This window comes from Deinococcus multiflagellatus (assembly GCF_020166415.1).
GTDB classification, from domain to species: Bacteria; Deinococcota; Deinococci; order Deinococcales; family Deinococcaceae; genus Deinococcus; species Deinococcus multiflagellatus.
In genome coordinates, this window is the sequence record NZ_JAIQXV010000014.1 from 92,712 (window position 1) to 114,943 (window position 22,232).

The following is a 22,232-nucleotide window of genomic DNA, read 5'->3' on the forward strand; positions in this document are numbered from 1 at the left end:
GCGCCCTCTGGCCGCGCTGGCCTTACAGCGCCACGCCGTCCAGCTGGGCAATCCCGTGCTTCAGGGCGTAGAGGGCCGCCTGGGTGCGGCTGTCCAGGCCCAGTTTGCCCAGCAGGCGCGACACATGGGTCTTGACGGTGGCCTCGCTGACCCCCTGATCGGCGGCAATGTCCTTGTTGCTGTAGCCGTGGGCCAGCAGCTGCAGCACAATCGTTTCCTTGGGGGTCAGAGTTTCGCGCATCTCGCCGCCCCGGAAATCGCGCACCAGCCGCTTGGCGGCCTCGGGGTGCAGCCGCACCTCGCCCCGGGCAGCGGCGTGAATGGCGTCGGCCAGGGTGTCGCTGGACGCGTCTTTGAGCATGTAGCTGATGGCCCCGGCCTCAATGGCGCCGTTCACCTTGTGTTCTTCCAGGGTGCTGGTCAGGGCAATCACCTCGGTGTCGGGCTGCTGGCGCTTGAGGGTGCGGGTGGCCTGAATGCCGTCCATCACGGGCATCATCAGGTCCATGATCACCACGTCGGGGCGCAGCTGGGCGGCCAGCAGGAGGGCTTCCTCGCCGTTGGCGGCCTCGCCCACCACGTCAATCAGGGGGTCCAGGCCCAGGAACAGGCGCAGGCCCTGGCGAACGACGGCGTGGTCGTCCACCAGCAGCACGCGCACGGCGGCAGGGGCAGAATCGGGGGTGGTCATGGGGTGTCCTCCAGGGGCGCAAGGGTGAATTCCGAGCGGGGCGCGTCCACGAACACGTCCAGCGCGGGGGTGGGGCTGGGCGGGCGGGTGCGGGGCCAGTTCAGGGTGTCGCGGTCGGTAAAACGCACCCGCGTGCTCAGGGCGGGCGGCAGGCGCAGCGTCACGCGCCCGCCCTGGGTGCGGATGTCCAGGCTGCCGCGCGTGAGGGGGGTGGCGCTGACCGTCACGTCGCCCGTGGCGGTGGTCACCGTGGCGCGGCCCAGGATGACCGGCAGGGTCAGGCGCAGGTCGCCGCTGTCGCTGCCCACGCCCAGGGTCTGGGTGCGCATGCCCGCCAGATTCAGCCGCAGCTCGCCATCGGCGGTGTTCACGCGCAGGGCGTCGGGCGCGCTGCCTTCGGGGGCGGTCAGCACCACGTCGCCGCTGCGGGTCACCACGCTGACGGGGCCAGCGGGCCGTGCCGGCAGCACCACATTCATGGCCCCGCTGTCGCTGCGCAGGGTCAGGGCACGCACCCGCAGCGGGGTGAGCTGCAGGCGCTGGTCGCCGCTGGTGGTCACGCTGCCCAGCGTGAGGGGCAAGCCCTGCGCCAACGCCAGGGTGAGGGTGTGCTGCACGGGTTCGGGGCCGCCCAGCACCACCCCGCGCGTGTTGGGCGGCTGCACGTTCAGCGTGACCTGCGCGGTAATGGCGCGGCCCTGGCGGCTGACCTCGGCCTGCACCGGGTTGCGGGCGCGGTGGCGGGCCGAACCCTGCACGGCCATGGGGCTGCCCGGCGGCAGCGGCGAGACCGCCACATTCACCCGGTCCCCGCTGAAGTTCAGCGCGGCGCTGCTGGCGAGGTCCAGCGGCAGCGGGCCGTCCAGCGGCACCTGCAGGGGCGTGTTCTGCACGCTCATGCCGGGGGTCAGGGTGCGCGCGGCGCCGTGCCACGCCAGCGCCAGCCCGGCGCCCACCAGCCCCAGCCCCAGCGCCATGCGCCCCAGCACCGGCAGCAGCGGCCGGGACGGCGGCCAGGTGGTCACGCGCGCCCCCGGGGCAGGGTCAGGGTGACGGCGCTGCCCTGCCCCGGCGCTGAATCCACGACCAGGGTGCCGCCCGCCCCCGACGCCCGCTCGCGCATGGAGCGCTGACCCAGCGTGCCCCGGCCCTGCGCCCCAGGATCAAAGCCCCGGCCGTCGTCGCGCACGTGCAGGGTCACCATGTCCCCCGTCTGACTGAGACTCAGCCACACCTGGGCGGCGCGGGCGTGCTTGACCACGTTGTGCAGGGCCTCCTGGGCCACGCGGTAGGCGGCGGCCTGGGCATCGGGGTCCAGGTCCGGCTCGGCGCGCAGGTCGGCGTGCACGGTCAGGCCGTGGCGGGCTTCCAGGGCGTGGGCGTGCTGGGTCAGGGCGGCCACCAGCCCCCCTTCTTCCAGGGCGTCGGGGCGCAGGCTAAAGAGCAGCGCCTTCATTTCCGATACGCCCCCTTCGGCCAGCCGGATGGTGTAGTCCAGGCTCTGGCGGGTGCGGGCGGGGTCGCGCTCCAGGGTGGCGCGGGCGGTCTTGGCGCCCAGGGTGATGCCGTACAGCGCCTGGGCCACACTGTCGTGCAGTTCGCGCGCCAGCCGGGCGCGTTCCAGTTCGCCGGCCCGCGCCCCGGCGCGCTCGATCAGCTGCGCGGCGTGCAGGGCGGTGCCGGCGTGGTCGGCAATGGAGAGCAGAAAGGCCAGTTCATCGGCCCCCGGGCGCGCGCCGCCCACGTACCACGCGCGCAGGGTGCCGCCCTCCAGCGTGCCCGCCGAGGCGGGGAGGCTCACCGGGAGGGTGGCCAGCACCTCGCCGCCGCTCAGGGCGCGCACGCTGGCCTCGCCAGGGGCGGGCTGCAGTTCGCCGGGGGCCGGCAGCGGGCCCGGCACGCCGCTGACCGCCCGCAGGGTGCCGTCTGGGGCGCACAGGGCCACGGCGGCGGCGGTGCTGGCCTGCCGGGCCTGTTCGGTCAGGTCGGCCAGGGTCACGCCCAGGTCGTCGCCCAGGGCCACCCGGCCCGCCGCGCGGCGCAGGGCGATCACCTCGCGCCGCGCGGCGCCGTCGCCGTCCGGGGCAAGCAGGGCAATGCCCAGGCGGGTCCACACCCGGCCCATCACACTCAGGACCCCGGCACTCACCAGCAGAGCGCCGGCACCCGCCAGCATCAGCCCCGCCACCGACAGGGGCCCGGGGCGCAGGGTCCACTCGCCCCACACCACAGGCACGGCGCTGTTCATGGCCCACAGCGGCGCACCCAGCCCCAGGACCTCCAGGGCCAGCAGCGTGCCCAGCACCACCCAGCACAGCAGGCTGAGGGGCAACTGCACCACATGAAACAGCAGGGTGCGGTAGGTGACCGGATCGGCCAGGGTGCGGCCCAGCCACGCCAGCAGCCCGGCCGGGGGCGCGGCGGCCGGGCGGGCCACCTGCACCCCCAGCAGACCCAGCAGCAGGCGCTGCACCTCGCCCAGCGCCACCACCAGCCACAGGGCCAGCAGCAAAAAGGCCGCCCCCACCAGAATGGGCAGGGTAAGCAGCCCGCCCACCACAGCCGCTGTCAGCAGGCCCGCCACCGTGCCGCCCAGCGGCAGGGCCAGCAACACGTACAGCGCGGCGCGGTAGGTGGCCGGGTCCAGCAGGTCGCCCAGCGGGCCGCCCCGGGTGGGGGCGCGTTCCCGCAGCGTGCCGGTGCCCATGACCTTCATCATGCCGCGCAGCCTACTGCGCCCGGCCAGCGCGCGGCGTCCCCCGAAAGAGGCAGCGGGGGCGTGAATGGCGCAGGGGTGGGGCCCAGCAGGCATGCACGGTGTTTGCAGGTGGGCTCTTCCGGGCCGTATGCACCGCAAAACCCAGCGCCGCCCTGGGGCATCCCCCTTGACGGCTCTGGCATGAACGAAGTGGGCGTCGACCAGAGACAGCGGCGCGGGCGCAGCTGAGACGAATTGCAGTTGAACAGTGACCAGAACTGTTCACCCCGCATCCACCCGAACAAAGCGAGGAGGAGCAAAACGGTGGTCGAGAAAGGAGAGATCGAACCGGGCAAGCACCGATTCGATCACGGATTGAACGGAAACCGTATGACACGGGCTGAACATGACTGGCTGCTCGCCTGATCGCCTGCTGTATTCCCCTCTCCCCTGGTGGGAGAGGGAGGGAGGAGCGGAGCGACGGAAGGGTGAGGGGGCCACCGCGTGGCTTGGACGGGTGTGGAACCACTTGAGTCCCGTCTGACGGGCCAGGAACGGGCCGCCGCGCTCAGGGCCTGCCCAGCAGCCAGCGGGGACTGAATTCGGGGCCGCCGCTGAGGCGCACCCGGTCTTCGGGGTGGGGTTCGCCGTCGCAGGGGGGCGTGGCCTGGGCCGGGCGCTGCAGCGGCCACACGCTGGCCAGGGCCCGGCCCGCGATATCGCCTACCGGCACGGGCCCAAACAGGCGGCTGTCCAGGCTGCCCCCGGGCGAGCGGTTGTCGCCCAGCAGGTAGTAGTGCCCCGGCGGCACCGTGACTTCCGGCTGGGGGGGCGCCGCCGGCCCCGGGGCCACGCCATTGGCCTGGGGGCTAAGGGTATCCAGGCAGAACCCGGCCCAGAAGGTGCGGGCCGCCTCGGGCAGCACCCGGCCGTTCACCCGGACCACGCCGCCCCGCAGGCTCACCCGGTCCCCCGGCAGGCCGATCACGCGTTTGACCAGAAAAGGCCGGTAGCGCCACGGCAGCGGCATGCCCCGGTAAATCTGGCTCCAGGCCGCTTCGGCGCCGCGTGGGGGCTTGAACACCACGATGTCGCCCCGGGCGTAGCCCCCCACGCCCAGCCGGTGCGCCCAGCCCCCGGCTTTTTCCACCGCCAGCCATTCGCCGTAGCGCAGGGCGGGCAGCATGCTGGCGCCGTCCACCTGCACCCCCGAGGCCCCGAACTGGGTGACCACCAGCGCAAACAGCAGCGGCTGGCCCCACTCGCGCAGGGTGGCCCAGAGCCGCGCCGCCCACGGGCGCCTCATGGCTGCCCCGAGACGTGCGGCGGCGCCGTAAGGCTACCCTGCACGGCATACGCCGCGCCGCCCAGGGCCGCGCTCACCAGCACCGCCGCCCGCAAGGTACGCCCCAGGTACACCCCGGCCAGCCGCAGCGCCGCCGGCCACACCGGGCCCGCCTGTTGCAGCGCGTGGGCCCAGGCCTGCGCTTCGGGCAGCCCGCGCAGCTGGGCGTCGTGGGCCAGGCCATGCAGGTGGGCATGCACCTCGGCCAGCACGCGGGGCCTCACCCGGGGCGGCAGCAGCAAGGTCAGGCAGCGCAGGTACCGCTGCGCGGCCGGCGGGCAGGGGGCGGCGCTCACCACAGGCTCCGCAGGGCGCGGTCAAAGGCGGCGTAGCTCTCGCGGCGGCGCTGCAGCTCGGCGCGCCCCGCGGCTGTCAGGGCGTAGGTGCGCACGGGAGGGCCGCCCCGGGCCAGGGTGGTCTCTGCCGTCTGCAGAAAGCCGGCCCGTTCCAGGCGGTGCAGGGCCGGGTACAGGCTCCCCACGTTCAGGGTGATGCGGCCCTCCGTGAGGGCCTCCACTCGCTTGGCAAGGTCCAGGCCGTAGCCACTTTCCCGCTCCAGCACGCTCAGCAGAATCAGGTCCAGATTCCCCTTGAAGAGGTTGAGATCCATGGGTATCAGTGTCTGATATCGGCATCTGATAAGCAAGCGAAAATGGACGGGGGCACCCGGTCGCCCCAGGTGCCCCCGCCTGCCCTACCGCGCGCCTTAGCCCGGAATGCGCAGCTTCTGGCCCGGCTGAATCAGGTCCGGGTTGCTGATGTTGTTGTAGTGGGCAATTTTCTTGTATTGCATCGCGTCGCCGTAATACTTCTGGGCAATCTCCGAGAGGGAGTCGCCGGCCTTGACGGTGTAGACGGTGTCGCCCGTGTCCTGGTCCTTTTCCTTGGCCAGCTGCTTGGCGCCGGCCGCCACGCGCAGGCCGCTGATGTCCACGCCCGCCACGCCGTCCACCGCGCGCGCCAGCTTTTCTGCGAGGCGCTGCTCGTGGTCGTTGTCCACCACGCCGCGCAGGATGATGCTCTTGCCACTCTGCAGCACGTCAATGGGGTCGTCGGCCAGTTCGCCGTTACTCCGCAGGGCCTGATGCACGGCCTTGGCAATGCGGCTGTTGTCTTCCATATCCGCGTCGTCCTGGCCGCCGCTCTGGGGCAGGGGCTCCAGCGGCGCGGCCGGCGTGCCCGCGCGGGCATTCATGTTGCCGGTGGTGGGGGCCAGGTCCGGCTGCAGTTCGGGCAGTGGGGCGTCAGTGGTCTGGGCTTGGGGCGTCTGGGCCTGGGGGGCCGACTGGGGCGCGCTGGCCTGCTCGAAGGTCACGCCGCTCACGTCCACGGTCTTCACGCCGTTGATGCCGCCCGCCACCACCCGGATCAGGTTCAGGTAGCGGTCATTGGGGACCATCCCGGTCACCTTGACCTCGCCGCCGCGTTCCTCCACCTGCAGACCCAGACCTTGCAGGCGAGGCTGTTCGTTCAGCGCGTCTTTCACGCGCTCCGCCGTGCTCTTTCCAAAAGGCCACATGGGGGCCAGCGTACACCGCTGCTTCTGTGGCCCTCTCCTTTTCTTCAGCTTGGGTCAAGACTGCCCCTGGCTGTGGGCTCAGGGCAGAACCCAGAGCCGGGAGAGGAAAACCCTCAACGGCTCTGCGGCGAACGGCGTGACAGCGGTTGAAGTGGAATTGGGGGGCCGCTTTTTGGCCCCAGGGTGGAACTGGCCCCCGCCCTCAGGGCAGCGGCGGCAACGACGGAGACTCGACCCAGGTGCGCAGCACGCCCTCGGCACGGGGGCCCAGTTCGGTGCGGGCCAGGGCTAGGAGGTCGGCGGTGCGGGTGGGCCGGGCAGCGCGGGTGCGGGCGTAGGTTTGCAGGAAGGCGCGGAAAGGGCCGTCACCCACGGCGCCCCGTAGGGCGTGCAGGGCCAGGGCGCCGCGCACGTAGGCGCTGCGGTCAAACAGTTCGGCGGGCGTGCGGGCCACCAGCGGGCGGGTGGGCCTGTTCTGCACGCTGTCGCGCCAGGCCTGCAGCACGGCGCGGGCCTCCTCTTTCCCCTGGGCCTGCGCCCAGAGCAGTTCGGCGTAGGTGGCAAAGCCCTCGTTCAGCCACGTATCGCTCCAGTCGCCCAGGGGCACGCTGTTGCCAAACCACTGGTGCGCGGCCTCATGCACGATCACGCGCACGTTGCTGGAGGTGACCGGCATGGTGGACAGCGTGGCTGTTTCCAGCGCGGGCAGAGGCGGCGTGACCACCGCCGAGCCGTAGGTGGCAAAGGGGTAGGGGCCGAACCACTCGCCCAGAAGACGCAGAATCTCGCCGGTGCGCTCGTAGGGCGCGCGGATGTTCACCGGAGTACCGGGTGGGAAGTAGTCGCGCAGGGCCACCACCTTGCCCCCCACCTGCACCGCCGGGCGATCCACGCGCTCCAGCGGCCCAACGTGAACGGCCAGGGCGTAAGTGGGAATCGGCTCGCGCTGCTCGAAGGTGAAGGTGCGGCCCTGGGGCGTGTCCTGCACAGCGGTCTGCCGGCCACTGGCGGCGGCGGTGACCCCCCGGGGCACGGTCACGCGCAGGGTGAAGGCGGCGGGATCGCCGGGGTGGTCGTTGACGGGCAGAAAAGCGCGGGTGCCGTCCGGCTCGCTGAAGGTGAAATTCACGCCGGGCTGCGTGCCCTGCCCCGGCAACGCCTGCCAGCCCAGGTCCACCGGCAGGTCCGGGTCCGGTACGCGGCCAGCGGGACCCGCGAGGCGCACCGTCACGCGGGCGGGGGTGCCGGGGGCCAGGGCGCGGCGAATCAGAAGTTTCCCGGCCGCGCGCTCATAGCGCACCGCCGCGCCGTTCCAGGTCACGCCCTGCACCGCCGGGCCCAGGTAATCCAGGCTCAGCAGGGGCAGGGGGCGGGTGGCCTGGACGGTCAGGGTCACCTCGGCCTGCAGGGTGCGGGTGCCGGGCTGCGGCACCCGCAGCGCCACGTCGTAGTGTGTGACGTCCAGCCCCGCCTGACCCAGTTGCGGATAGATGCGGTCGCCCCAGGCAGTGGGGACGGCCGGGGCCAGTGCCCCCTGGCCCAGCGCGCCGCCCAGCAGCGCCAGCGCCAGTCCCCATGCAAGCAGCGCCATTCTAGATGGGGTAGTACGCGCGGGGCTGGCCCTGCACGAAGTCGCGGGTGGGCACCCAGATCAGCGGATTGCGCTCCTCGACCTCGGGCGGCGGGCCGTAGCGCACCAGGCCCTCCACCTGATCGAACGGCACCCATTTCACGCCCACCACTTCGGGGTCGGTGGGGTCCAGGGTGCCGTGAAAGGTGGCGGTAAAGCGGCCAAAAATCGCGTAGCACTCGTTGCGGGTGCCGGTCAGCAGCTCGCCTTCGAGCAGGCTGATAAACATCAGGTCGGTGACGGTCAGGCCGGTTTCCACCAGCACCTGCCGCACCGCCGCGTCGCCCAGGGTTTCGCCGGGCAGCGCCTTGCCCCCGGGCAGGCCGTAGAAAATGCTGCCGTCGTCCATGCGTTCCTCGACCAGCAGCAGTTTGCCCTCGTGAACGAGGTAGACGTGGGCGGCCCGCTTGACCGGCAGGGTACGGGACAGGTGACTCATGAGGGAGGCAGTCTAGCGCAGCCTCAGTCGGTCGCTGTGGATCTTGAGAGCAGTCGGGCGGGCTGGAACAGCGGCGTTGCAGAGCGAGCAGTGAACAAAGGGCCTCGCCCCAAGAATAGAAACGTTTCTGCGATCAATGGGAGGAGCGAGGCCCTTAGCCGGGCCCCAGCAGCGCGAGCAGGTCGTCCGGCAGCCGGGCGGGGCGGTAGGTGTGATCGGTGGCAATGTGGCGGGTTTCGCCGGTTGCCAGCAGCTCACCCGCCCGGCGGACCTCGTAGCTGAAGGTCAACGTGCGCGACCGCACCGCGCTGAGGGTCGCGTGAATCTGCAGTTCATCGTCGTAGCGGGCGGCGCGGCGGTATTCCACGTTCAGGCCCGAAAGCATCAGGTAATAGCCGCGCGCCTCCACCTCGCGGTAGGGCAGGCCCAGGGCGTGCATGGCGTCGGTGCGGGCCACCTCGAACCACACGGGGTAGGTGGCGTGGTGCGCCACCCCCATCGCGTCGGTCTCGGCGTAGCGCACCCGCAGCGCCGAGACAAAGGTGCGGCTCACCAGCGGTCCCCGGCCGCGTGGAATTCCAGCGTGGGGGTGCGGCGCATGCGTACGTGCTCGGCCACCTGCCGCTGCAGGTGCCCGCGGGCGCCGCGCAGGGCGTCAAGCAGCTCGTCCATGTCGCCGGACATGGCACTCACGTACACCCGCGCCAGCCCGTAATCGGGCGTGACCGTCACGCGCTCCACGGTCACGATCATGGGCACGCGGGGATCGCGCAACCCGGCAATCGCGTCACTCAGCACCCGCGTCAGTTGTGCCTGCACCTGCTCCGGCTTCATGCCGCCCCCCAGACCAACCGACTGTTCAAGCCCTGCATCCCCGCATGGTACGGCATGGCGGATAGCCTGGGGGCATGCGGACCATTGACCTGACCACATGGCCCCGGCGGGCCCACTACGAGTTTTTCCGGCAGCACAGCCAGCCGCACTTCAGCGTGACCGCCCCCGTGGACGTCACCCGCTTCCGGGCGGAGGTGCGGGCGCGCGGGCTGCCCTACATGGCCAGCACCGCCTACGTGCTGGCCCGCGCCGCCAACGAACTGCCGCCCTTTCGCTGGCGCATTCGCGGCGAGACGGTGGTGGAACACGAGCGCGTGCATCCGTCGGTCATTGACACCGGGCCCGGCAGCGAGCTGTTTCATTTCTGCACCCTGCCCTACCAGCGGGGCGCCCCCGGATTTCTGCAGGACGCGGCCCAGGCCCTGGCCGCCCGGCGCGCCCAGCCCACCCTGGACGAGGACCCCGCGCAGGACGATCTGCTGTACCTCTCCAGCCTGCCCTGGGTGGCCTTTACCGGCATCACCCACGCCATGCACCTCAGCCTGCCAGATTCCATTCCGCGCCTGACCACTGGCCGCTTTACCGAGGAGGGCGGGCGCACCCAGATGCCGCTGTCGGTGCAGGTGCACCACGCCCTGATGGACGGCCGCCATGTGGGCGCGTATTTCGAGGCGGTGCAGACCCTGCTGGACGACCCGGGGCTGTTGGATTAAGAGCCTCAAGCACACCTGCACAAAGGTCTGTAAGTTGGATGGATGGCGCATCGGCCCATCTCTGTGAACCGCCACTGGCTCCAGAACCTATGGGGCCAATTCCACCTCCAAGAGGACTGGTGGGGACGGGTTAATCTCAACAACGAACGTGGAATTCAGCGTCTGGTGGACGAGGAACTGAAGCCCCACTTCGAAAGCCTGCCATTCCGACAACAACAGCGGCTCAAGGAAACCCTTCGGTACGCCCTGACCTGGTTCGATGACGACGCGCTCGTGGAAGCCTACGATTCGGCTTACCTCCCACTGGAGCGCCCCCAGGGCAACATTCGGGAATTTTACGTTCGACTCTGGGACGGCATGTTCGGGCCCGAGGACTTCTCCCCTGTGGCCCAGGAACGTTATATCGAGCGCTTCGGCCCCAGTGAGTCGATGTGGGATTGAGCGACCACCCCACCCAAAGCCGGCCCCTCTATTTCGCGTACCGCCGCCCGGCGTAGTCGGTGAACACCCCGATGCCGTAGCTGACCCGGCGCACGCTGTCCAGCACCGCGCGGCCGTTCCAGGCCATCCCGGCGCTGCTGCCGCCGTCCAGCAGCAGGGCGTCGCGCACGCCCAGGCGGGTCATGATCTTGCCCATTTCGGTGGTGGTGACCCGGGCGTGGGTGCTGACGAACACGAGGTCGCGGTTGCCAATCAGGCCCACGGCGCTGCGGGCGGCGCGGCCAAACAGGGCGGGGTCGCGGAACACGCTGCTGTAGCGCGTGACCACCCGCCCCCCGCTGAGAATGCGCGGCCCGGTCGCCACCACCGTTTCCAGGCCCGCCCAGGTGGTGTCCAGCGGGCGGCCCAGGGCAGCGACCGCACTCACCCGGAACGCGGCGCGGTTGTCCGGCGTGATGGTCAGGGCCTGGGGAATGCGGCCCCAGGTGAGCAGTCGCCCCTGGGTCACGATGTCGCCGGCCGGGGCATAGGACTGCGGATGAAAGTACGACCCATTGATCACCAGCCGCGCGCCGCTGCGCCGGGCCAGTTCGCTCACCCGCGCCCCCGAGCCGAAAGTCAGGCGGCCCGAGGGCAGCACCGGGGCCACCAGCACATGGCGCCAGCGCAGGTCCACGGTGGCAATCTGCACCGGCACGTTCAAGGGGCTCAGGCGCTTGAAGGTCACGGGCGGGCGCTGCGGGCGGGGCGGAATGGGCACGGGCAGACGCATGGGCACCAGCACCTTTTTGCCGGGCACGATGGCGCGGGCGGTGGTCATGCCGTTTAAGCGCCGCAGGGCGTCCACACTCAGGCGGTAGCGCGCGGCCAGGGTCTGCGGCGTGTCGCGCACGCCCACCCAAACGTAGCGGTAGACGGTGCGCACCTCGGTGGTGGGGCGTGGCGCGGGCGGGCGGGCCGCCGTGCCGGGCGCGGGCAGCACCAGCCGCTGCCCGGCCGCGATCACGGTGCCCTGCAGGCGGTTGGCGGCCTGCAGCGCGGTCACCGTGGTTCCCGTGCGCGCCGCGATGCGGCTGAGGGTATCGCCCGCCTTCACCGTGTAGGTGCGCGGCGGGGCGGCCACGGGGCGCGCCGGTCCCCCGGCCAGCCGCAGCACCTGCCCAGCGCGGATGGTGTCGCCCTGCAGGCCGTTGTAGGCTCGCAGCTGCGCCACACTGAGGCCGTGGCGCGTGGCGATGCGGAACAGGGTGTCGCCCTTCTGAACCTTGACCGTGGGCACGGTGGCCCCCAGAGCCGCACTGGCGGCCACCAACACAAGCAGGGAAAGCAGTCGCCGCATGGGGTCACACCTCATCACAGTTCTGCCAGCCAGACGTGAAGTGAACCTGACGCCGCCGTTTACGCAGGTGGGCTCAGGTGCCTGGGGTGCTGCCAGGGAACACCGCCACGCGCCCCACCATGTAGGCGCAGCCGTACAGAAACAGGGTCGCCACAGGCAGCAGCTTCAGCCCCACGCGGTGCTCCACCATGCGGCCCTTGACCAGCACCTCGATCACGTACAGGGTCAGCAGGCAGAAACCCGCGTACATCCAGTGTTCCCAGTCTCGGCTGGGGTCGGCGGGATAGCCGTACTTGGTGGTGCCGCCCGCCAGGGCCGTGGCGCTGGGCACCTTCAGGCCGCCCAGAGCCAGCAGCACGCCGGTCACGCCGGGAATCAGCGTCAGGGCCCAGGTGAGGCGCAGCCAGACCAGAAAGGAGGTGCCCACACGGGTTTTCACAGCCGGCGCGATGCTCCAGACAAACAGCACCAGCGTCGCCAGCGCGTAGGGGGTCGGGAAGAGCAGCGCCAGGGAACTGGGGAACTGGTACCCGTGAATGAGCTGCAGGAAGTCCATGCCCGCCAGCGTATCAGGGGCTTCCCGCTACCCCTTCAGGAAGTCAATGACCGCGTGGGCGGGCAGGGCGGCCCCCGGGCGCAGCGCCGAGGCCTCGCCCGCCGCGCGCACCTGCAGGTGGTCGGGCACACGCAGCAGCAGCACGTCGCGCCCGCTGAGGCTCACGGCCAGCTCTTCCAGGGCGGGCGCGCGCAGCACGCGGCCCAGGTCGGTCACGGGGGCACTCAGGCCCAGGGCGTGTTCGCCGTAGGGGCCGCGCAGCCGCACCTGATGGCCGCCCACATGCAGCGCCAGCGGCAACCCCAGCCCAGCCAGTTCGCCCAGCGGCGGGTGCGGCGCACGCGCCCGGCGGGCCACCGCCACGCCCAGCAGGGTGCCGGGGCGGATCACGTCGCCCACCTTCACCAGCCGCGCCCCCTGGCTGACCTCCAGGTCCGGGGGAATGCGCAGAATACGCAGGCCGTCGCGGTGCTGCTCGGCGCGCAGGCCGCTGAGGTGCGGCACGCTGGACAGCTGCCCCAGATCAAAGGGCCCGCCCAGCGGTGTGGGCACCCCGGTCACGTCCCCCTGCGCCGAAACCAGCGACAGGGTGCGGTCCTCGCGGTAGGTCAGGCCCTCCACGGCGGGCGGGGGCGCGGGGCGCGGGGCGGGCGGGGCCGCCGGCGCGCGCCGACCCCGGATAAGCACCCCAGCGGCCAGCAGGCCGCCCCCCAGCAGGGCCGTGAGCAGCACGGGCCACACCGGCCGCCCCTCTTCACGCGGCGCCGCGCGCGTGGGGGGCGGGGTCACCGGATCGGGCACGCGGCCACCGGCGGCGCCCTGCACGGGCGGCAGGGCCAGGGCGGGCAGCCCCGGGAAGGTGAGGGTGGGGGTCAGGGTCACGCCGGGCTGGGGGCGCAGGCCGGTCAGCCGCACCGCGAACTCGCGGGCGCCGCGCCGGGCCTCTACAGCGCCGCGCACGCCGGGTCCCAGGCCGCCCAGCACCGCCGCCGCCGGGTTCAGGCCCGGGGCGGCGCGCAGGCGCAGCACCACGTCTTCCCCGGCCCGCAGCGCGCGGTCAGCGCCGGGGTTCAGCCAGGTCAGCCCCGCGCCGGGCAGGGTCAGGCGCAGCAGCACCTGTCGCGGGCGCGGCGCGATCCAGCCCGCGCTGCTGGGGGGCGGGGCGCACAGCAGCGCGGGGCTTCCGGGCGGCACCCGGCCGGGCAGGGCCAGCGCCCACTGCCCGCCGCTGGCCTGCAACTTCGCGCCCCCCAGCTCAGGCCCCACGCCCAGCGTCAGGGGCGTGCCGGGGGCGAAGACGGGGGGCAGCCGGGCCGGGTCGGTGACCACCCGGAGTCCCCCCTCCAGGCCCGCGCCCGTCAGGTCCGGCACCTGACCCACCGGCACCGTCAGGCCGCTGGCGTAGGTGCTGCGCTGCAGGGCGGCCTGGGCCTCGGGCGGAATGTCGGTGCCCAGGGCCACGTAGGTCAGGCGGTCCAGCGGGCCCCGGTCCCGGAAGGCCGCCAGCGCCGCTTCGGGGGTCACGGTGCGGCCCGCCTCGCGCGTGTCGTTGTCGATGCCGTCGGTGAGCACGAACACCTGGGTCACGTCGCCCCCTGCAGCCGACAGCGGGGCCAGGGCGCCCTGCAGGCTGCGGTAGAGGTAGGTGTTCTTGCCGTCGGCCTTCAGATTCGCCAGGGCCGTGTTCCAGGCCGCCGTGCCCGCCGGCTGGGTAAAGCTGCGCCGCGAGCGCAACCCGGAATCGAAGGTCAGCAGTTCCACCCGGTCTGGCCGCTGCCCGCGCACATAGGCGCCGATGCTGGCCTTGACCCGCTCGAAGATGTCGGCCTGGCCGTCGCCTATGCCGCGCATGCTGCCGCTGGTGTCCAGCACGAACACGGCGCGCGTGCGGGTGGGCAGCGCCCCCCCTTCCGGCAGGGCGCAGGTGGCCTCCTGCGCGGCGGCGCTGGTCAGCAGCAGGGCACAGAGGAGGGCGGTGCGGCGCATTCGAGGCGCATTGTAGCCAGATCGGGGGAAGAGGGCCGCGCCGTCTGCGCCGGGTGCAACAAAGGACCTGGGGAGCGCGGTCATCAGCCAATCACGGCCCGGTCACGCTGCCGGGTGCACACTGGGGCTCAGAGGGCGCGGTCCTCTCTATTTCCCTTCACTCGCCGCGCCCTGGGAGGGCAGAGACCATGCAACGAGGCCGGTGTGTCCAGTTTCAGGTGGTTGCCGTTCTGTTGGGGCTGCTGGGGGGCCGCGCCCTGGGACAGGAGGCCGGGCCCAGTGCCGCGTCCCCGCTGAGCGTCCGTGCCCAGCCGGACGGGCGCTTTCTGCTGACCAACACCAGCGCGGCGCCGCAGATCGTCACCCTGAACGTGACGGGCAACGCGACGGCGAATATCCGTCAGGAGGGCGTGGCCGACGGGCAGTGCGTGCCCCGCGCCCGGATTCCCGACACCGGGCCCAACAACCTGCCCACCTTGACGCTGCGGCCCGGCGGGCGCATCTGTGTCTGGGTCAAGGCCTCGGCCACCTCGGCGGTGCCCAGCACCGATGGCACGCAGCAACTGCTGTGGACCGTGGGCACCGACGCCGATCAGGTGAGCGGGCGCGTGCCCCTGAATCAGGGCACCGGGGTCCCCGTGCCCGTAACGCCCCTGGCGGTGCCCGCCGAGCCCGCCCTGGTGCGCGATACCGATGACGCCCTGGCAACCTGCACGGCCCCCGCCACCTTCACCAGTGCCGCCGGGCGACAGGCCCAGGCCTGTCTGGACGCGCAGGGGGCGCTGTTGGGCCTCCAGACGGCCGCCGCGCCCGACCTGTACCGCAACATCACCCTGTTCACCAAGGAGGCCAAACCCGTCACCGCCACCCTGGTGGTCCGCAAGCCCTGGTGGCACGCGGCGCTGGCGATTCTGGCGGGGCTGCTGCTGCCGCCGCTGCTCGCTTTTCTGGCACAGCGCCGCCGGGAACAAGAGGAACTCAAGCACCGGCTGGCCGGGCTCAACATTGATCCAGCTTCGCCGCCGCTGCTGGTCCCCAGCCTGGGTCCGGGGCAGACCTCGCCCTTCCGGCTGGACCTGGACCCGAACCTGCTGCGCGCCCGGCCTTCGGCGCTGCAACCCATGTCGGATGTGCGCGACGCCTACACGGCACTGGGCCAGTGGCGCGAACTGGGGCCCCCGCGCAACCTGCTGGGGCAGCTCCAGGCGGCCAGCGCGGCGGCCAGGGGGGCGCTGGGCCCGCTGCTGCCTGCCTCTGCGCCTGTCCTGGACTTTCTGGAAGAGCTCCGGCGCGGCCAGCGCCTGGGCCTGCCGCTGAACCAGGGCACCGGGCAGTTTGAGGTGCCCACGGAGCGGGCGGCCGACGTGGTGGCCTCGCTGGAAGCGGCGCAGGTGCTGGCCCAGACGGTGGCGGCTTCTGCGCCGCAGGTGGCCGGCCACCCCCCACTGCAAGCTTTTCTGTCCCAGGAGGTGCCCGCCAGTGCTGGCGCGGCCGACCTGCGCGCCTATACCGAGACCCTGATCAAGATTCGGAATGATCCCCAGATGGCGGCCCGCTCTGCGTTTCCGGCCCAGCAGCAACAGGCCTGGGCCGCTCCGTACCTCACGCGCCGCCCCGCCCTGAGCACCCTGAATGTCGCCACGCGCCTCGCCGCCCTGCCGCTGATCGCCGTCACAGCGCTGCTGGCGATGGTCGTGGGCCTGAACGAGCTGTGGGCCAAGCCGGATGCCGCCTGGGGCGCACGCGGCGTCATGGACTACGCCCTGGCAGTCGCGCTGGGGGCCGGGGCCTACACGGTGGCGAACCTGCTGCAAACCGAGGCCCTGGCCAAAGCCGTGAAACTTCTCAGCGGCAGCGTGCGCAAATGACCCCGGACAGCGGGCCATCCGCCCAGAAACCCACCGTGGACCTCGTGATGCAGGGCGGCGTCACCAGTGGGGTGGTTTTCCCGGGCGCCCTGGCTGAACTGGGCGAGCACTTCCGCTTCTGCCGCATCGGGGGCACCTCGGCCGGGGCGATTGCAGCGGCGCTGCTGGCGGCGGCGGAGTGCGGCCGGCAGACCCTACGCCGGGACGGGGCCTACACCCCGGCCTGTCAGGCCCCCTTTGGGGCGCTGGGGGCCCTGGGCGAGCAGCTCGCCGCGCCCCTGCACCCGGGGCAGACCGGCGGCCCCACGGTGCTGGAAGGCCTGTTTGCCCCGGATGAAGCCACGGCCGGGCTGTACCACGCCGGGCGCGCGGCCATGCGAAAGGACCCGGCGGCGGCCGTGCAGGCGCTGCTGGCGTGGGGGTCGGGGGGCGGCGCGCTGGCCCGCACCCACGCGGCCCTGGCGGGTGGGCGTCTGCGCGGGCCGCTGCTGGCCCTGCTGGGCGGCAGCTGGGGCACGGCCCTGACCCCGCTGCTGGGCACCCTGGCCCCGGGGGCCCGGCCCTGGGGCGCCCTGACCGGCGTGGCCGCGCTGGCGCTGCTGGCCCTGCTGCTGCTCACAGCGGCCGGCACGGCGCTGCTGGCACGCTGGTGTCCGGCCTGGGCGGCCAGCCTGTGGGCACTCGTGCTGGCTCTGGTGCTGGTGGGGCTGGTGCTCTATCGCTGGGCCACAGGCTGGGTGCAGGAAGCGCGCGCCTTGACCGGGGCGCTCGGGGAAGATGGCCGCGCGCTGCTGGCCCAGGCGCAGACGGCCCTGGGCGAGAACGCCTTTGGGCTGGCCACCGGTTACGGCCGGGGCGAGGCCAGCCGCCTGACCCCGTGGCTGCACCGCCACCTGCAACAGCTGTCCGGGCAGACCGAGGTGCTGACCTTCGGGCACCTGCGCGCCCAGGGCACCGAGCTGAAACTGGTCACCTCCTGTCTCTCGCGCCAGCGGCCCTACGTGCTGCCCCTGGCCCAGAACGTGCGCGACGCCAAGAACCTGTATTTCCGCCCCGAAGAGTGGGCGCATTACTTTCCGCCCGAGGTGATCGCGGCGCTCATCGCGGGCAGCGAGCGCGCCTTTACCGCGCCGGAAGCCACGAGGCCGGGCGCCAGTGCCCAGGCCACCCCCGGCCTCGCCTATTACCGCCTGCCCCCGGAACAGCACCTGCCAGTGCTGGTGGCCGCCCGCCTGAGCATGAGCTTTCCGCTGCTGTTCAGCGCGCTGCCGCTGCACTTTATTCGCTACGAGCGGCCCTGGAGCCCAGCGGCCCTGCGTCCTGGCGAGGTCTGGACGTGGCGGGCGGCCCAGGACGGACAGCTGCCCCAGGTGCAGGCCACCCGCCTGCGCGCCTTTGCCGTGCTGTTCAGCGACGGCGGCCTGACCAGCAATTTTCCTCTGATGCTCTTTGACGAGCCGGTGCCCAAGCGGCCCCTGCTGGCCCTGAATCTGCAGTACCGCGCCAAGGACCAGCCTGTGTTTCTGGCCGGCGCCGACGGGCGCTGGCAGCCGTACAACACCCATATCCAGACCCCGGGGCAGTTTGCCGGGGCGCTGCTGGACACTGCGCGGCTATGGTTCGACCAGAGTCTGCTGAGCCTGCCGGGCTACGCCGAGCAGACCGCCTGTATCACCCTGGGGCCGGGACTGGGGGGCCTGAACCTGGGCATGACCCCGGACCAGATCCGCACGCTGCTGGACAAGGGACGGGGCGCCGCGCAGGTGCTGGGCAAGCGCTTTGGCACGCCCGGCCAGCCCTGGGGCCAGGAGGCCCTGAAAGCCTTTGTGTGGCGCAACGTGGTGGCCGACCTGGGTGAACTGCTGCTGGAGTATGACGGGGCGTACACCCCCGCGCAGCTTCCCCCCCTTCTGCGGGCCATGCCCAGCACCCGCCAGGGCGAGGACCTGCCGGGGCAACTGCCCGGCAAACCTTCACGGCCCTTTACCCCCAACGCCGACACCCTGACCCCACCAGAGTGGGCGGCCCTGACGGCCATCGCGGCGGCCAGCGCCCAGGTTCAAGCGGCCCGCACCGCGCAGCCGGGCGGCGCCTTTGCCGCTCGTCCCCCCTGGAACAAGGCCGGCGAACGCGAGGCCCGCGCCTTTCTGCGTCACCGCCCGTTCCTCTGAGCGCGGCCAGTCCACAGCCCCAGCCCACAGCCTTTGCAGAAGGCGCTGGGTGCAGGTCGCCTGCGCCTCTCCAGGCGAAGGAAGCAGCAGCTGTGCCACGTTCACCCTCCGATCCCAATGGACCCCCACGCCCACAGGGCCGGAGCCGCGCTGTGACGCGCTTCTGCCAGGCCCGTGTCACGTCAAAGTATTACGCTATGAACGTAAAATATTTGACCCATTTCAACTCTGATAGTATACTGGACAGACCCGGAAGGCGCCTGCAGCGCGCCCCATCCCTCCTCTTCCCCATCCGGCGTTGGCCCCACCGGGAGCCGCGCCCCAGGAGTGACATGACCAAGATTGACGATCCCAGCACCGACACCACCGAACAGGGCAGCACCCGCGCCCGCGCCGAATACACCGCCGCCGACATCTCTGTGCTGGAAGGCATGGACGCCGTGCGCAAGCGCCCCGGCATGTACGTGCAGGGCGGCACGGGCGTGGACGGCTACCACCAGCTGCTGACCGAAATCATTGACAACGGTATTGACGAGGGGCTGGCGGGCTTTGCCACCGAGATCCACGTGATCATGCACGAGGACGGCAGCGCCACCGTCACCGACAACGGGCGCGGCATTCCCGTGGACATCATGGCCTCCAAGGGCCGCCCCGCCATTGAAGTGATCTTCTCGGAGCTGCACGCCGGGGGCAAGTTCGGCCAGGGCGCCTACAAGGTGTCGGGCGGTCTGCACGGCGTGGGTTCGACCGTGGTGAACGCGCTGTCCACCTTTCTGGACGTGACGGTCAACAAGCACGGCCAGCTGCACAACGTGCGCTTTGAAAAGGGCCTGCTGGTCAAGCCCCTGACCGTGGAGGGCGAGACGCCCGCCGACGTGACCTGGGCCACCAGCGTGACCTTCCACCCGGACCCCACGATCTTCAAGGAGTTCGAGAACCAGTTCAACTACGACCGCATTCGCAACCGCCTGCGCGAACTGGCCTACCTGACGGGCCTGAAAATCGTGATCCGCGACGAGCGCAAGGCGCTGCACGCCGGGCAGATCAAGGAAGAAACCTTCTTTGAGCAGGGCGGCATTGCCAACTTTGCCCGCGCCCTGGTTACCGACGACACCAAGCTGCTGTACGACCAGCCCATCGTGATGGTGGGCACGCACAGCGAGGTGAACGTGAAAGTGGCGTTTATTCACGCCAACACCTACGCCAGCGACAACATCCTGACCTACGCCAACATGATCCGCACCCGCGACGGCGGCACCCCGCTGACCGGGTTCAAGACCGCGTACACCCGCATTCTGAACAAGTACGCCAAGGACAAGAACCTGATCAAGAGCGGCAACCCGGTGCCCAGCGGCGACGACCTGCTCGAAGGCATTTACTGCGTGGTCAGCGTGGAAGTGCAGGACCCGCAGTTCGAGTCGCAGGCCAAGGTCAAGCTGCTGAACAGCGAAGCCCAGACCGCCGTGAACGCCATTGTGGGCGAGAAGTTTGCCGAGTTCCTGGAGGAAAACCCCAAGGTCGGCAAGACCATCGTGGAAAAGGCCGCCGAAGCCGCCCGCGCCCGCGAGGCCGCCCGCAAGGCCCGTGACATCGTGCGCCGCAGCAACCCGCTGGAAAACGATGACCTGCCCGGCAAGCTGGCCGACTGCTCCTCGCAGGACCCCAGCGAATCCGAGCTGTTCATCGTGGAAGGGATTTCGGCCGGTGGCTCGGCCAAGGGCGGGCGCGAACGCCGCTTCCAGGCCATTCTGCCCCTGCGCGGCAAGATCCTGAACGTGGAGAAGGCCGAGCTGAACAAGATCCTGAAAAACGCCGAGATTCGCGCGCTGATCGGGGCCATTGGCGCCGGGGTGGAAGGCACGGGCGACCGCATGCACTTCGACCTGTCCAACCTGCGCTACCACAAGATCATCATCATGACCGACGCGGACATGGACGGCGGGCACATTGCCACCCTGCTGCTCACCTTCTTCTACCGCTACATGCGCCCCATTGTGGAGGCCGGCTATCTGTACATTGCCCAGCCGCCCCTGTACCGCATCATGGTGGGCCGCGAGAAGAAGGGCACGTACCTCTACACCAATGAGGAACTCAAAGAGCATGTGGCCCGCGCCAGCAAGGAAGGCAAGAAGTACGAGATCCAGCGCTTCAAGGGCCTGGGCGAAATGAACGCCGACCAGCTGTGGGACACCACCATGAACCCCGAAACCCGGGCGCTCAAGCGCGTGGGCATCGAGGACCTGATCGTGGCCAACGAGGTCTTTGAGAACCTGATGGGTTCGGAAGTGGCCCCCCGCAAGACCTTCATTCAGGAAAACGCGCGCTTCGCCGAAATCAGCGTGTAAGCGAGCAGGACCAAAAGAGGCCAGCCCAGGACCACCGGGCTGGCCTTCTTCGTTGCAGGTTACGGGCAGGCGTTTACGGTGGCGGGAAGCAGCGGCTGTTGCCCCGGGGCCGTGACCAGCGGCAGCAGGGGCACGCCGCTTTTGCAGGTCATCCAGTTGGCCAGCACGCCGCTCACTACGGGCGCGGCAAAGCTGGTGCCGAAGTAGGGCCAGCCGCCCAGCCAGAACTCGCCCGGGGCCTGCACGCTGGGGGCCAGGGCCGTAACACCCGGGGTCCCGGTGCCCCGGTTGTAGGTGGCCATCTGCCCGGTGGCAATGTCCCAGCCCGCCACACTGAACAGCATGGTCTGGCGCAGGGTGGTGCTGCCCAGGGCAATGCCCGGGCCAAATTCAAAGTCCTTCGTCCAGTCGGCGGGGAAATGCCAGCAACGGTCGCCCTTGCCAAGACCTGCGCAGTCGTCGCGGTTGCCATAGGCGGCAGCGGTGGGCACGCCGGCCGCCGCCACTTCCCGCAGGGCCAACTGCACGCCCACGGTGGGATACGGCCCCCCCGCGCTGAGGTTCACCACATGCCGCCCACCGCGCCGGGCCTCGGCCGCCACGGCACACAGAGCCTGGGCGACTTTCAGGGTGGCGCAATTGCCGTCCCTGTCGCAGACCTGCTTGTAACTGAGGCTGGCGTTCGGCGCCACCGCCCGCACAAGCTGCCCTACCGCCTGCCCGTGCAGGGGGCGGCCTTCAACCGGCGTGCTGTAGTACATCGCGGGGCCGGAAGAGCCAGAGGCATGGAACACGTAGTCGTCGGCGGAAGCGGTGGCGGTGTCCAGAACATGAACGGTGACGCCCTTGCCGTTGCCCCCCTTCAAGCCAATGAACTTGTTGAGGAGGGCGGTGGGCTGACCGTTTTTGTAGGGGGCATCTGCCTGTACTGGGTGACCATAGGTCGTTGGATCCACCTGCATGTCCGGCCCGAACAGCAGGCCCAGCACGGTCAAGACTTGGCCAGTGGGTAGACCAGCCGTTGGAAAAATGCCGGCCAGTGAGGTGCAGAACGATGAAGCGGACCGGGCGGGCACTGCAGACGGCACCAGTCGTTGCAGGTCAAGGTTCTGAAGTACCTGGGGGGTCAGGACAGCGGTGGACGGCGACATGGTCAGGGGGCTGGACGCGACCCGCTGCCCCGTCCCCGCTGAAGCCAATGGAGTGAAACTGGGCACGCCCAGCGCCGCCAGCCGGTCAATGACGGCGCGCACCTGCTGCGGGCAGGTCTTCTGACAGTTGCTGGAGAGCCGCCGCAACCGTTCAGCGTACTCCTGCTGCACAGTTTTCAGGGTACTCGGCGCAACATAGGCCACCACGTCCTGCGCGGCGGCTTCTGCGGGCAGCACGTTGAGCACCAGGGCACTGCGCTGGCCCGGCCCCTGCGCGCTAATAAACTGTGGCCCACCCGCCGCCGTTTTGGGCACCTGAAAGGCCAGCCAGCCCGAAGCCGGGTCGCGCACGAAGGCGGTGGCTTGCCCACCCACCCACAGGGTGCCGCGTTCGCCCAGATTGCCGCCCATGACCCAGGCTGTGTCGCCGGGCGCAGCGGCCACCGGGTAGAGCCGGGCGCCGCCGGCCACCGCCGTCTGATTCTGAGCCCCGGCCCAGTTTCCAC

General features: G+C 70.9%; 20 protein-coding genes. 5 read left to right on the top strand and 15 right to left on the bottom strand.

Features of this window, described 5'->3' with window-relative positions; translation table 11 throughout:
* Nucleotides 1-22 precede the first annotated feature (22 nt).
* The 11 genes from K7W41_RS15745 to K7W41_RS15795 all read right to left on the bottom strand — a co-directional run bounded on the left by K7W41_RS15745 (nucleotide 23) and on the right by K7W41_RS15795 (nucleotide 9,156).
* Nucleotides 23-691 (bottom strand): response regulator, encoded by a 669-nt coding sequence (locus K7W41_RS15745; protein ID WP_224610382.1) that lies wholly within the window; start codon nucleotides 689-691, stop codon nucleotides 23-25.
* On the bottom strand, nucleotides 688-1,716 hold the full coding sequence (locus K7W41_RS15750; protein WP_224610384.1) for a DUF4097 domain-containing protein: 1,029 nt from the start codon (nucleotides 1,714-1,716) through the stop codon (nucleotides 688-690). The genes K7W41_RS15745 and K7W41_RS15750 overlap by 4 nt, the downstream gene beginning before the upstream one ends.
* The gene (locus K7W41_RS15755; RefSeq protein ID WP_396115833.1) at nucleotides 1,713-3,410 is read right to left on the bottom strand and encodes a sensor histidine kinase; all 1,698 of its coding nucleotides are present in this window, start codon (nucleotides 3,408-3,410) and stop codon (nucleotides 1,713-1,715) included. The genes K7W41_RS15750 and K7W41_RS15755 overlap by 4 nt, the downstream gene beginning before the upstream one ends.
* A gap of 547 nt (nucleotides 3,411-3,957) precedes the next feature.
* Nucleotides 3,958-4,695: a signal peptidase I gene (lepB, locus tag K7W41_RS15760; RefSeq protein WP_224610386.1), complete on the bottom strand. Its 738-nt coding sequence runs from the start codon at nucleotides 4,693-4,695 to the stop codon at nucleotides 3,958-3,960.
* Nucleotides 4,692-5,030 carry a hypothetical protein gene (locus K7W41_RS15765; protein ID WP_224610388.1) on the bottom strand — a complete coding sequence of 113 codons (339 nt, stop codon included), beginning with the start codon at nucleotides 5,028-5,030 and terminating at the stop codon, nucleotides 4,692-4,694. The genes lepB and K7W41_RS15765 overlap by 4 nt, the downstream gene beginning before the upstream one ends.
* On the bottom strand, nucleotides 5,027-5,344 hold the full coding sequence (locus K7W41_RS15770; protein WP_224610390.1) for a PadR family transcriptional regulator: 318 nt from the start codon (nucleotides 5,342-5,344) through the stop codon (nucleotides 5,027-5,029). Before K7W41_RS15770 ends, K7W41_RS15765 begins: the two co-directional genes overlap by 4 nt.
* Nucleotides 5,345-5,440: 96 nt before the next feature.
* Nucleotides 5,441-6,253 carry a BON domain-containing protein gene (locus tag K7W41_RS15775; RefSeq protein ID WP_224610392.1) on the bottom strand — a complete coding sequence of 271 codons (813 nt, stop codon included), beginning with the start codon at nucleotides 6,251-6,253 and terminating at the stop codon, nucleotides 5,441-5,443.
* A gap of 202 nt (nucleotides 6,254-6,455) precedes the next feature.
* Nucleotides 6,456-7,844 (bottom strand): M1 family metallopeptidase, encoded by a 1,389-nt coding sequence (locus K7W41_RS15780; protein ID WP_224610394.1) that lies wholly within the window; start codon nucleotides 7,842-7,844, stop codon nucleotides 6,456-6,458.
* Nucleotide 7,845: 1 nt separating this feature from the next.
* Entirely contained in the window at nucleotides 7,846-8,322 is a 477-nt protein-coding gene (locus K7W41_RS15785; RefSeq protein ID WP_221089139.1) for an NUDIX domain-containing protein, read from the bottom strand.
* Nucleotides 8,323-8,476: 154 nt separating this feature from the next.
* Nucleotides 8,477-8,875, bottom strand: a complete 399-nt coding sequence (locus tag K7W41_RS15790; RefSeq protein ID WP_380057988.1) for an acyl-CoA thioesterase — start codon at nucleotides 8,873-8,875, stop codon at nucleotides 8,477-8,479.
* Nucleotides 8,872-9,156: a ribosome-binding factor A gene (locus K7W41_RS15795; protein WP_221089141.1), complete on the bottom strand. Its 285-nt coding sequence runs from the start codon at nucleotides 9,154-9,156 to the stop codon at nucleotides 8,872-8,874. Before K7W41_RS15795 ends, K7W41_RS15790 begins: the two co-directional genes overlap by 4 nt.
* A 74-nt stretch (nucleotides 9,157-9,230) precedes the next feature.
* Here K7W41_RS15795 and K7W41_RS15800 point away from each other — a divergent pair, with 74 nt between their 5' ends.
* Together K7W41_RS15800 and K7W41_RS15805 are read left to right on the top strand one after the other, a co-directional pair.
* A complete protein-coding gene (locus K7W41_RS15800; protein ID WP_224610396.1) occupies nucleotides 9,231-9,869 on the top strand; it encodes a chloramphenicol acetyltransferase in 639 nt (212 codons plus the stop codon).
* A 42-nt stretch (nucleotides 9,870-9,911) separates the two neighbouring features.
* Entirely contained in the window at nucleotides 9,912-10,310 is a 399-nt protein-coding gene (locus K7W41_RS15805) for a hypothetical protein (RefSeq protein ID WP_224610398.1), read from the top strand.
* A 28-nt stretch (nucleotides 10,311-10,338) separates the two neighbouring features.
* On the opposite strand, the gene K7W41_RS15810 is transcribed toward K7W41_RS15805, so the two are convergent.
* From K7W41_RS15810 to K7W41_RS15820, 3 genes are all read right to left on the bottom strand, one after another.
* Entirely contained in the window at nucleotides 10,339-11,649 is a 1,311-nt protein-coding gene (locus tag K7W41_RS15810) for a LysM peptidoglycan-binding domain-containing protein (RefSeq protein WP_224610402.1), read from the bottom strand.
* A 73-nt stretch (nucleotides 11,650-11,722) separates the two neighbouring features.
* On the bottom strand, nucleotides 11,723-12,205 hold the full coding sequence (locus K7W41_RS15815; protein WP_224610403.1) for a hypothetical protein: 483 nt from the start codon (nucleotides 12,203-12,205) through the stop codon (nucleotides 11,723-11,725).
* A gap of 27 nt (nucleotides 12,206-12,232) precedes the next feature.
* Nucleotides 12,233-14,191, bottom strand: a complete 1,959-nt coding sequence (locus K7W41_RS15820; protein ID WP_224610405.1) for a vWA domain-containing protein — start codon at nucleotides 14,189-14,191, stop codon at nucleotides 12,233-12,235.
* Between the two features lie 188 nt (nucleotides 14,192-14,379).
* On the opposite strand from K7W41_RS15820, the gene K7W41_RS15825 reads away from it, so the two are divergent.
* The 3 genes from K7W41_RS15825 (at nucleotide 14,380) to K7W41_RS15840 (ending at nucleotide 20,575) form a co-directional block, all read left to right on the top strand.
* Entirely contained in the window at nucleotides 14,380-16,059 is a 1,680-nt protein-coding gene (locus tag K7W41_RS15825; RefSeq protein WP_224610406.1) for a hypothetical protein, read from the top strand.
* Complete coding sequence (locus K7W41_RS15835) at nucleotides 16,056-18,230, top strand: patatin-like phospholipase family protein (RefSeq protein ID WP_318010917.1); 2,175 nt, start codon at nucleotides 16,056-16,058, stop codon at nucleotides 18,228-18,230. The genes K7W41_RS15825 and K7W41_RS15835 overlap by 4 nt, the downstream gene beginning before the upstream one ends.
* Before the next feature lie 332 nt (nucleotides 18,231-18,562).
* Nucleotides 18,563-20,575 carry a DNA gyrase subunit B gene (locus K7W41_RS15840; protein WP_224610407.1) on the top strand — a complete coding sequence of 671 codons (2,013 nt, stop codon included), beginning with the start codon at nucleotides 18,563-18,565 and terminating at the stop codon, nucleotides 20,573-20,575.
* Between the two features lie 59 nt (nucleotides 20,576-20,634).
* Here the strand turns inward: K7W41_RS15840 and K7W41_RS23725 are convergent, their stop codons facing one another.
* Entirely contained in the window at nucleotides 20,635-22,197 is a 1,563-nt protein-coding gene (locus K7W41_RS23725) for a S8 family serine peptidase (protein WP_224610409.1), read from the bottom strand.
* Nucleotides 22,198-22,232 lie beyond the last annotated feature (35 nt).

What these genes read in the sequence shown, in the direction of transcription:
- K7W41_RS15770 (WP_224610390.1), bottom strand. Translation starts at nt 5,344, where the DNA reads ATGGATCTCAACCTCTTCAAGGGGAATCTGGACCTGATTCTGCTGAGC.
- K7W41_RS15745 (WP_224610382.1), bottom strand. Translation starts at nt 691, where the DNA reads ATGACCACCCCCGATTCTGCCCCTGCCGCCGTGCGCGTGCTGCTGGTG.
- K7W41_RS15785 (WP_221089139.1), bottom strand. Translation starts at nt 8,322, where the DNA reads ATGAGTCACCTGTCCCGTACCCTGCCGGTCAAGCGGGCCGCCCACGTC.
- lepB (WP_224610386.1), bottom strand. Translation starts at nt 4,695, where the DNA reads ATGAGGCGCCCGTGGGCGGCGCGGCTCTGGGCCACCCTGCGCGAGTGG.
- K7W41_RS15795 (WP_221089141.1), bottom strand. Translation starts at nt 9,156, where the DNA reads ATGAAGCCGGAGCAGGTGCAGGCACAACTGACGCGGGTGCTGAGTGAC.
- K7W41_RS15815 (WP_224610403.1), bottom strand. Translation starts at nt 12,205, where the DNA reads ATGGACTTCCTGCAGCTCATTCACGGGTACCAGTTCCCCAGTTCCCTG.
- K7W41_RS15800 (WP_224610396.1), top strand. Translation starts at nt 9,231, where the DNA reads ATGCGGACCATTGACCTGACCACATGGCCCCGGCGGGCCCACTACGAG.
- K7W41_RS15825 (WP_224610406.1), top strand. Translation starts at nt 14,380, where the DNA reads ATGCAACGAGGCCGGTGTGTCCAGTTTCAGGTGGTTGCCGTTCTGTTG.
- K7W41_RS15810 (WP_224610402.1), bottom strand. Translation starts at nt 11,649, where the DNA reads ATGCGGCGACTGCTTTCCCTGCTTGTGTTGGTGGCCGCCAGTGCGGCT.
- K7W41_RS15820 (WP_224610405.1), bottom strand. Translation starts at nt 14,191, where the DNA reads ATGCGCCGCACCGCCCTCCTCTGTGCCCTGCTGCTGACCAGCGCCGCC.
- K7W41_RS15780 (WP_224610394.1), bottom strand. Translation starts at nt 7,844, where the DNA reads ATGGCGCTGCTTGCATGGGGACTGGCGCTGGCGCTGCTGGGCGGCGCG.
- K7W41_RS15805 (WP_224610398.1), top strand. Translation starts at nt 9,912, where the DNA reads ATGGCGCATCGGCCCATCTCTGTGAACCGCCACTGGCTCCAGAACCTA.
- K7W41_RS15835 (WP_318010917.1), top strand. Translation starts at nt 16,056, where the DNA reads ATGACCCCGGACAGCGGGCCATCCGCCCAGAAACCCACCGTGGACCTC.
- K7W41_RS15840 (WP_224610407.1), top strand. Translation starts at nt 18,563, where the DNA reads ATGACCAAGATTGACGATCCCAGCACCGACACCACCGAACAGGGCAGC.
- K7W41_RS15775 (WP_224610392.1), bottom strand. Translation starts at nt 6,253, where the DNA reads ATGTGGCCTTTTGGAAAGAGCACGGCGGAGCGCGTGAAAGACGCGCTG.
- K7W41_RS15755 (WP_396115833.1), bottom strand. Translation starts at nt 3,410, where the DNA reads ATGATGAAGGTCATGGGCACCGGCACGCTGCGGGAACGCGCCCCCACC.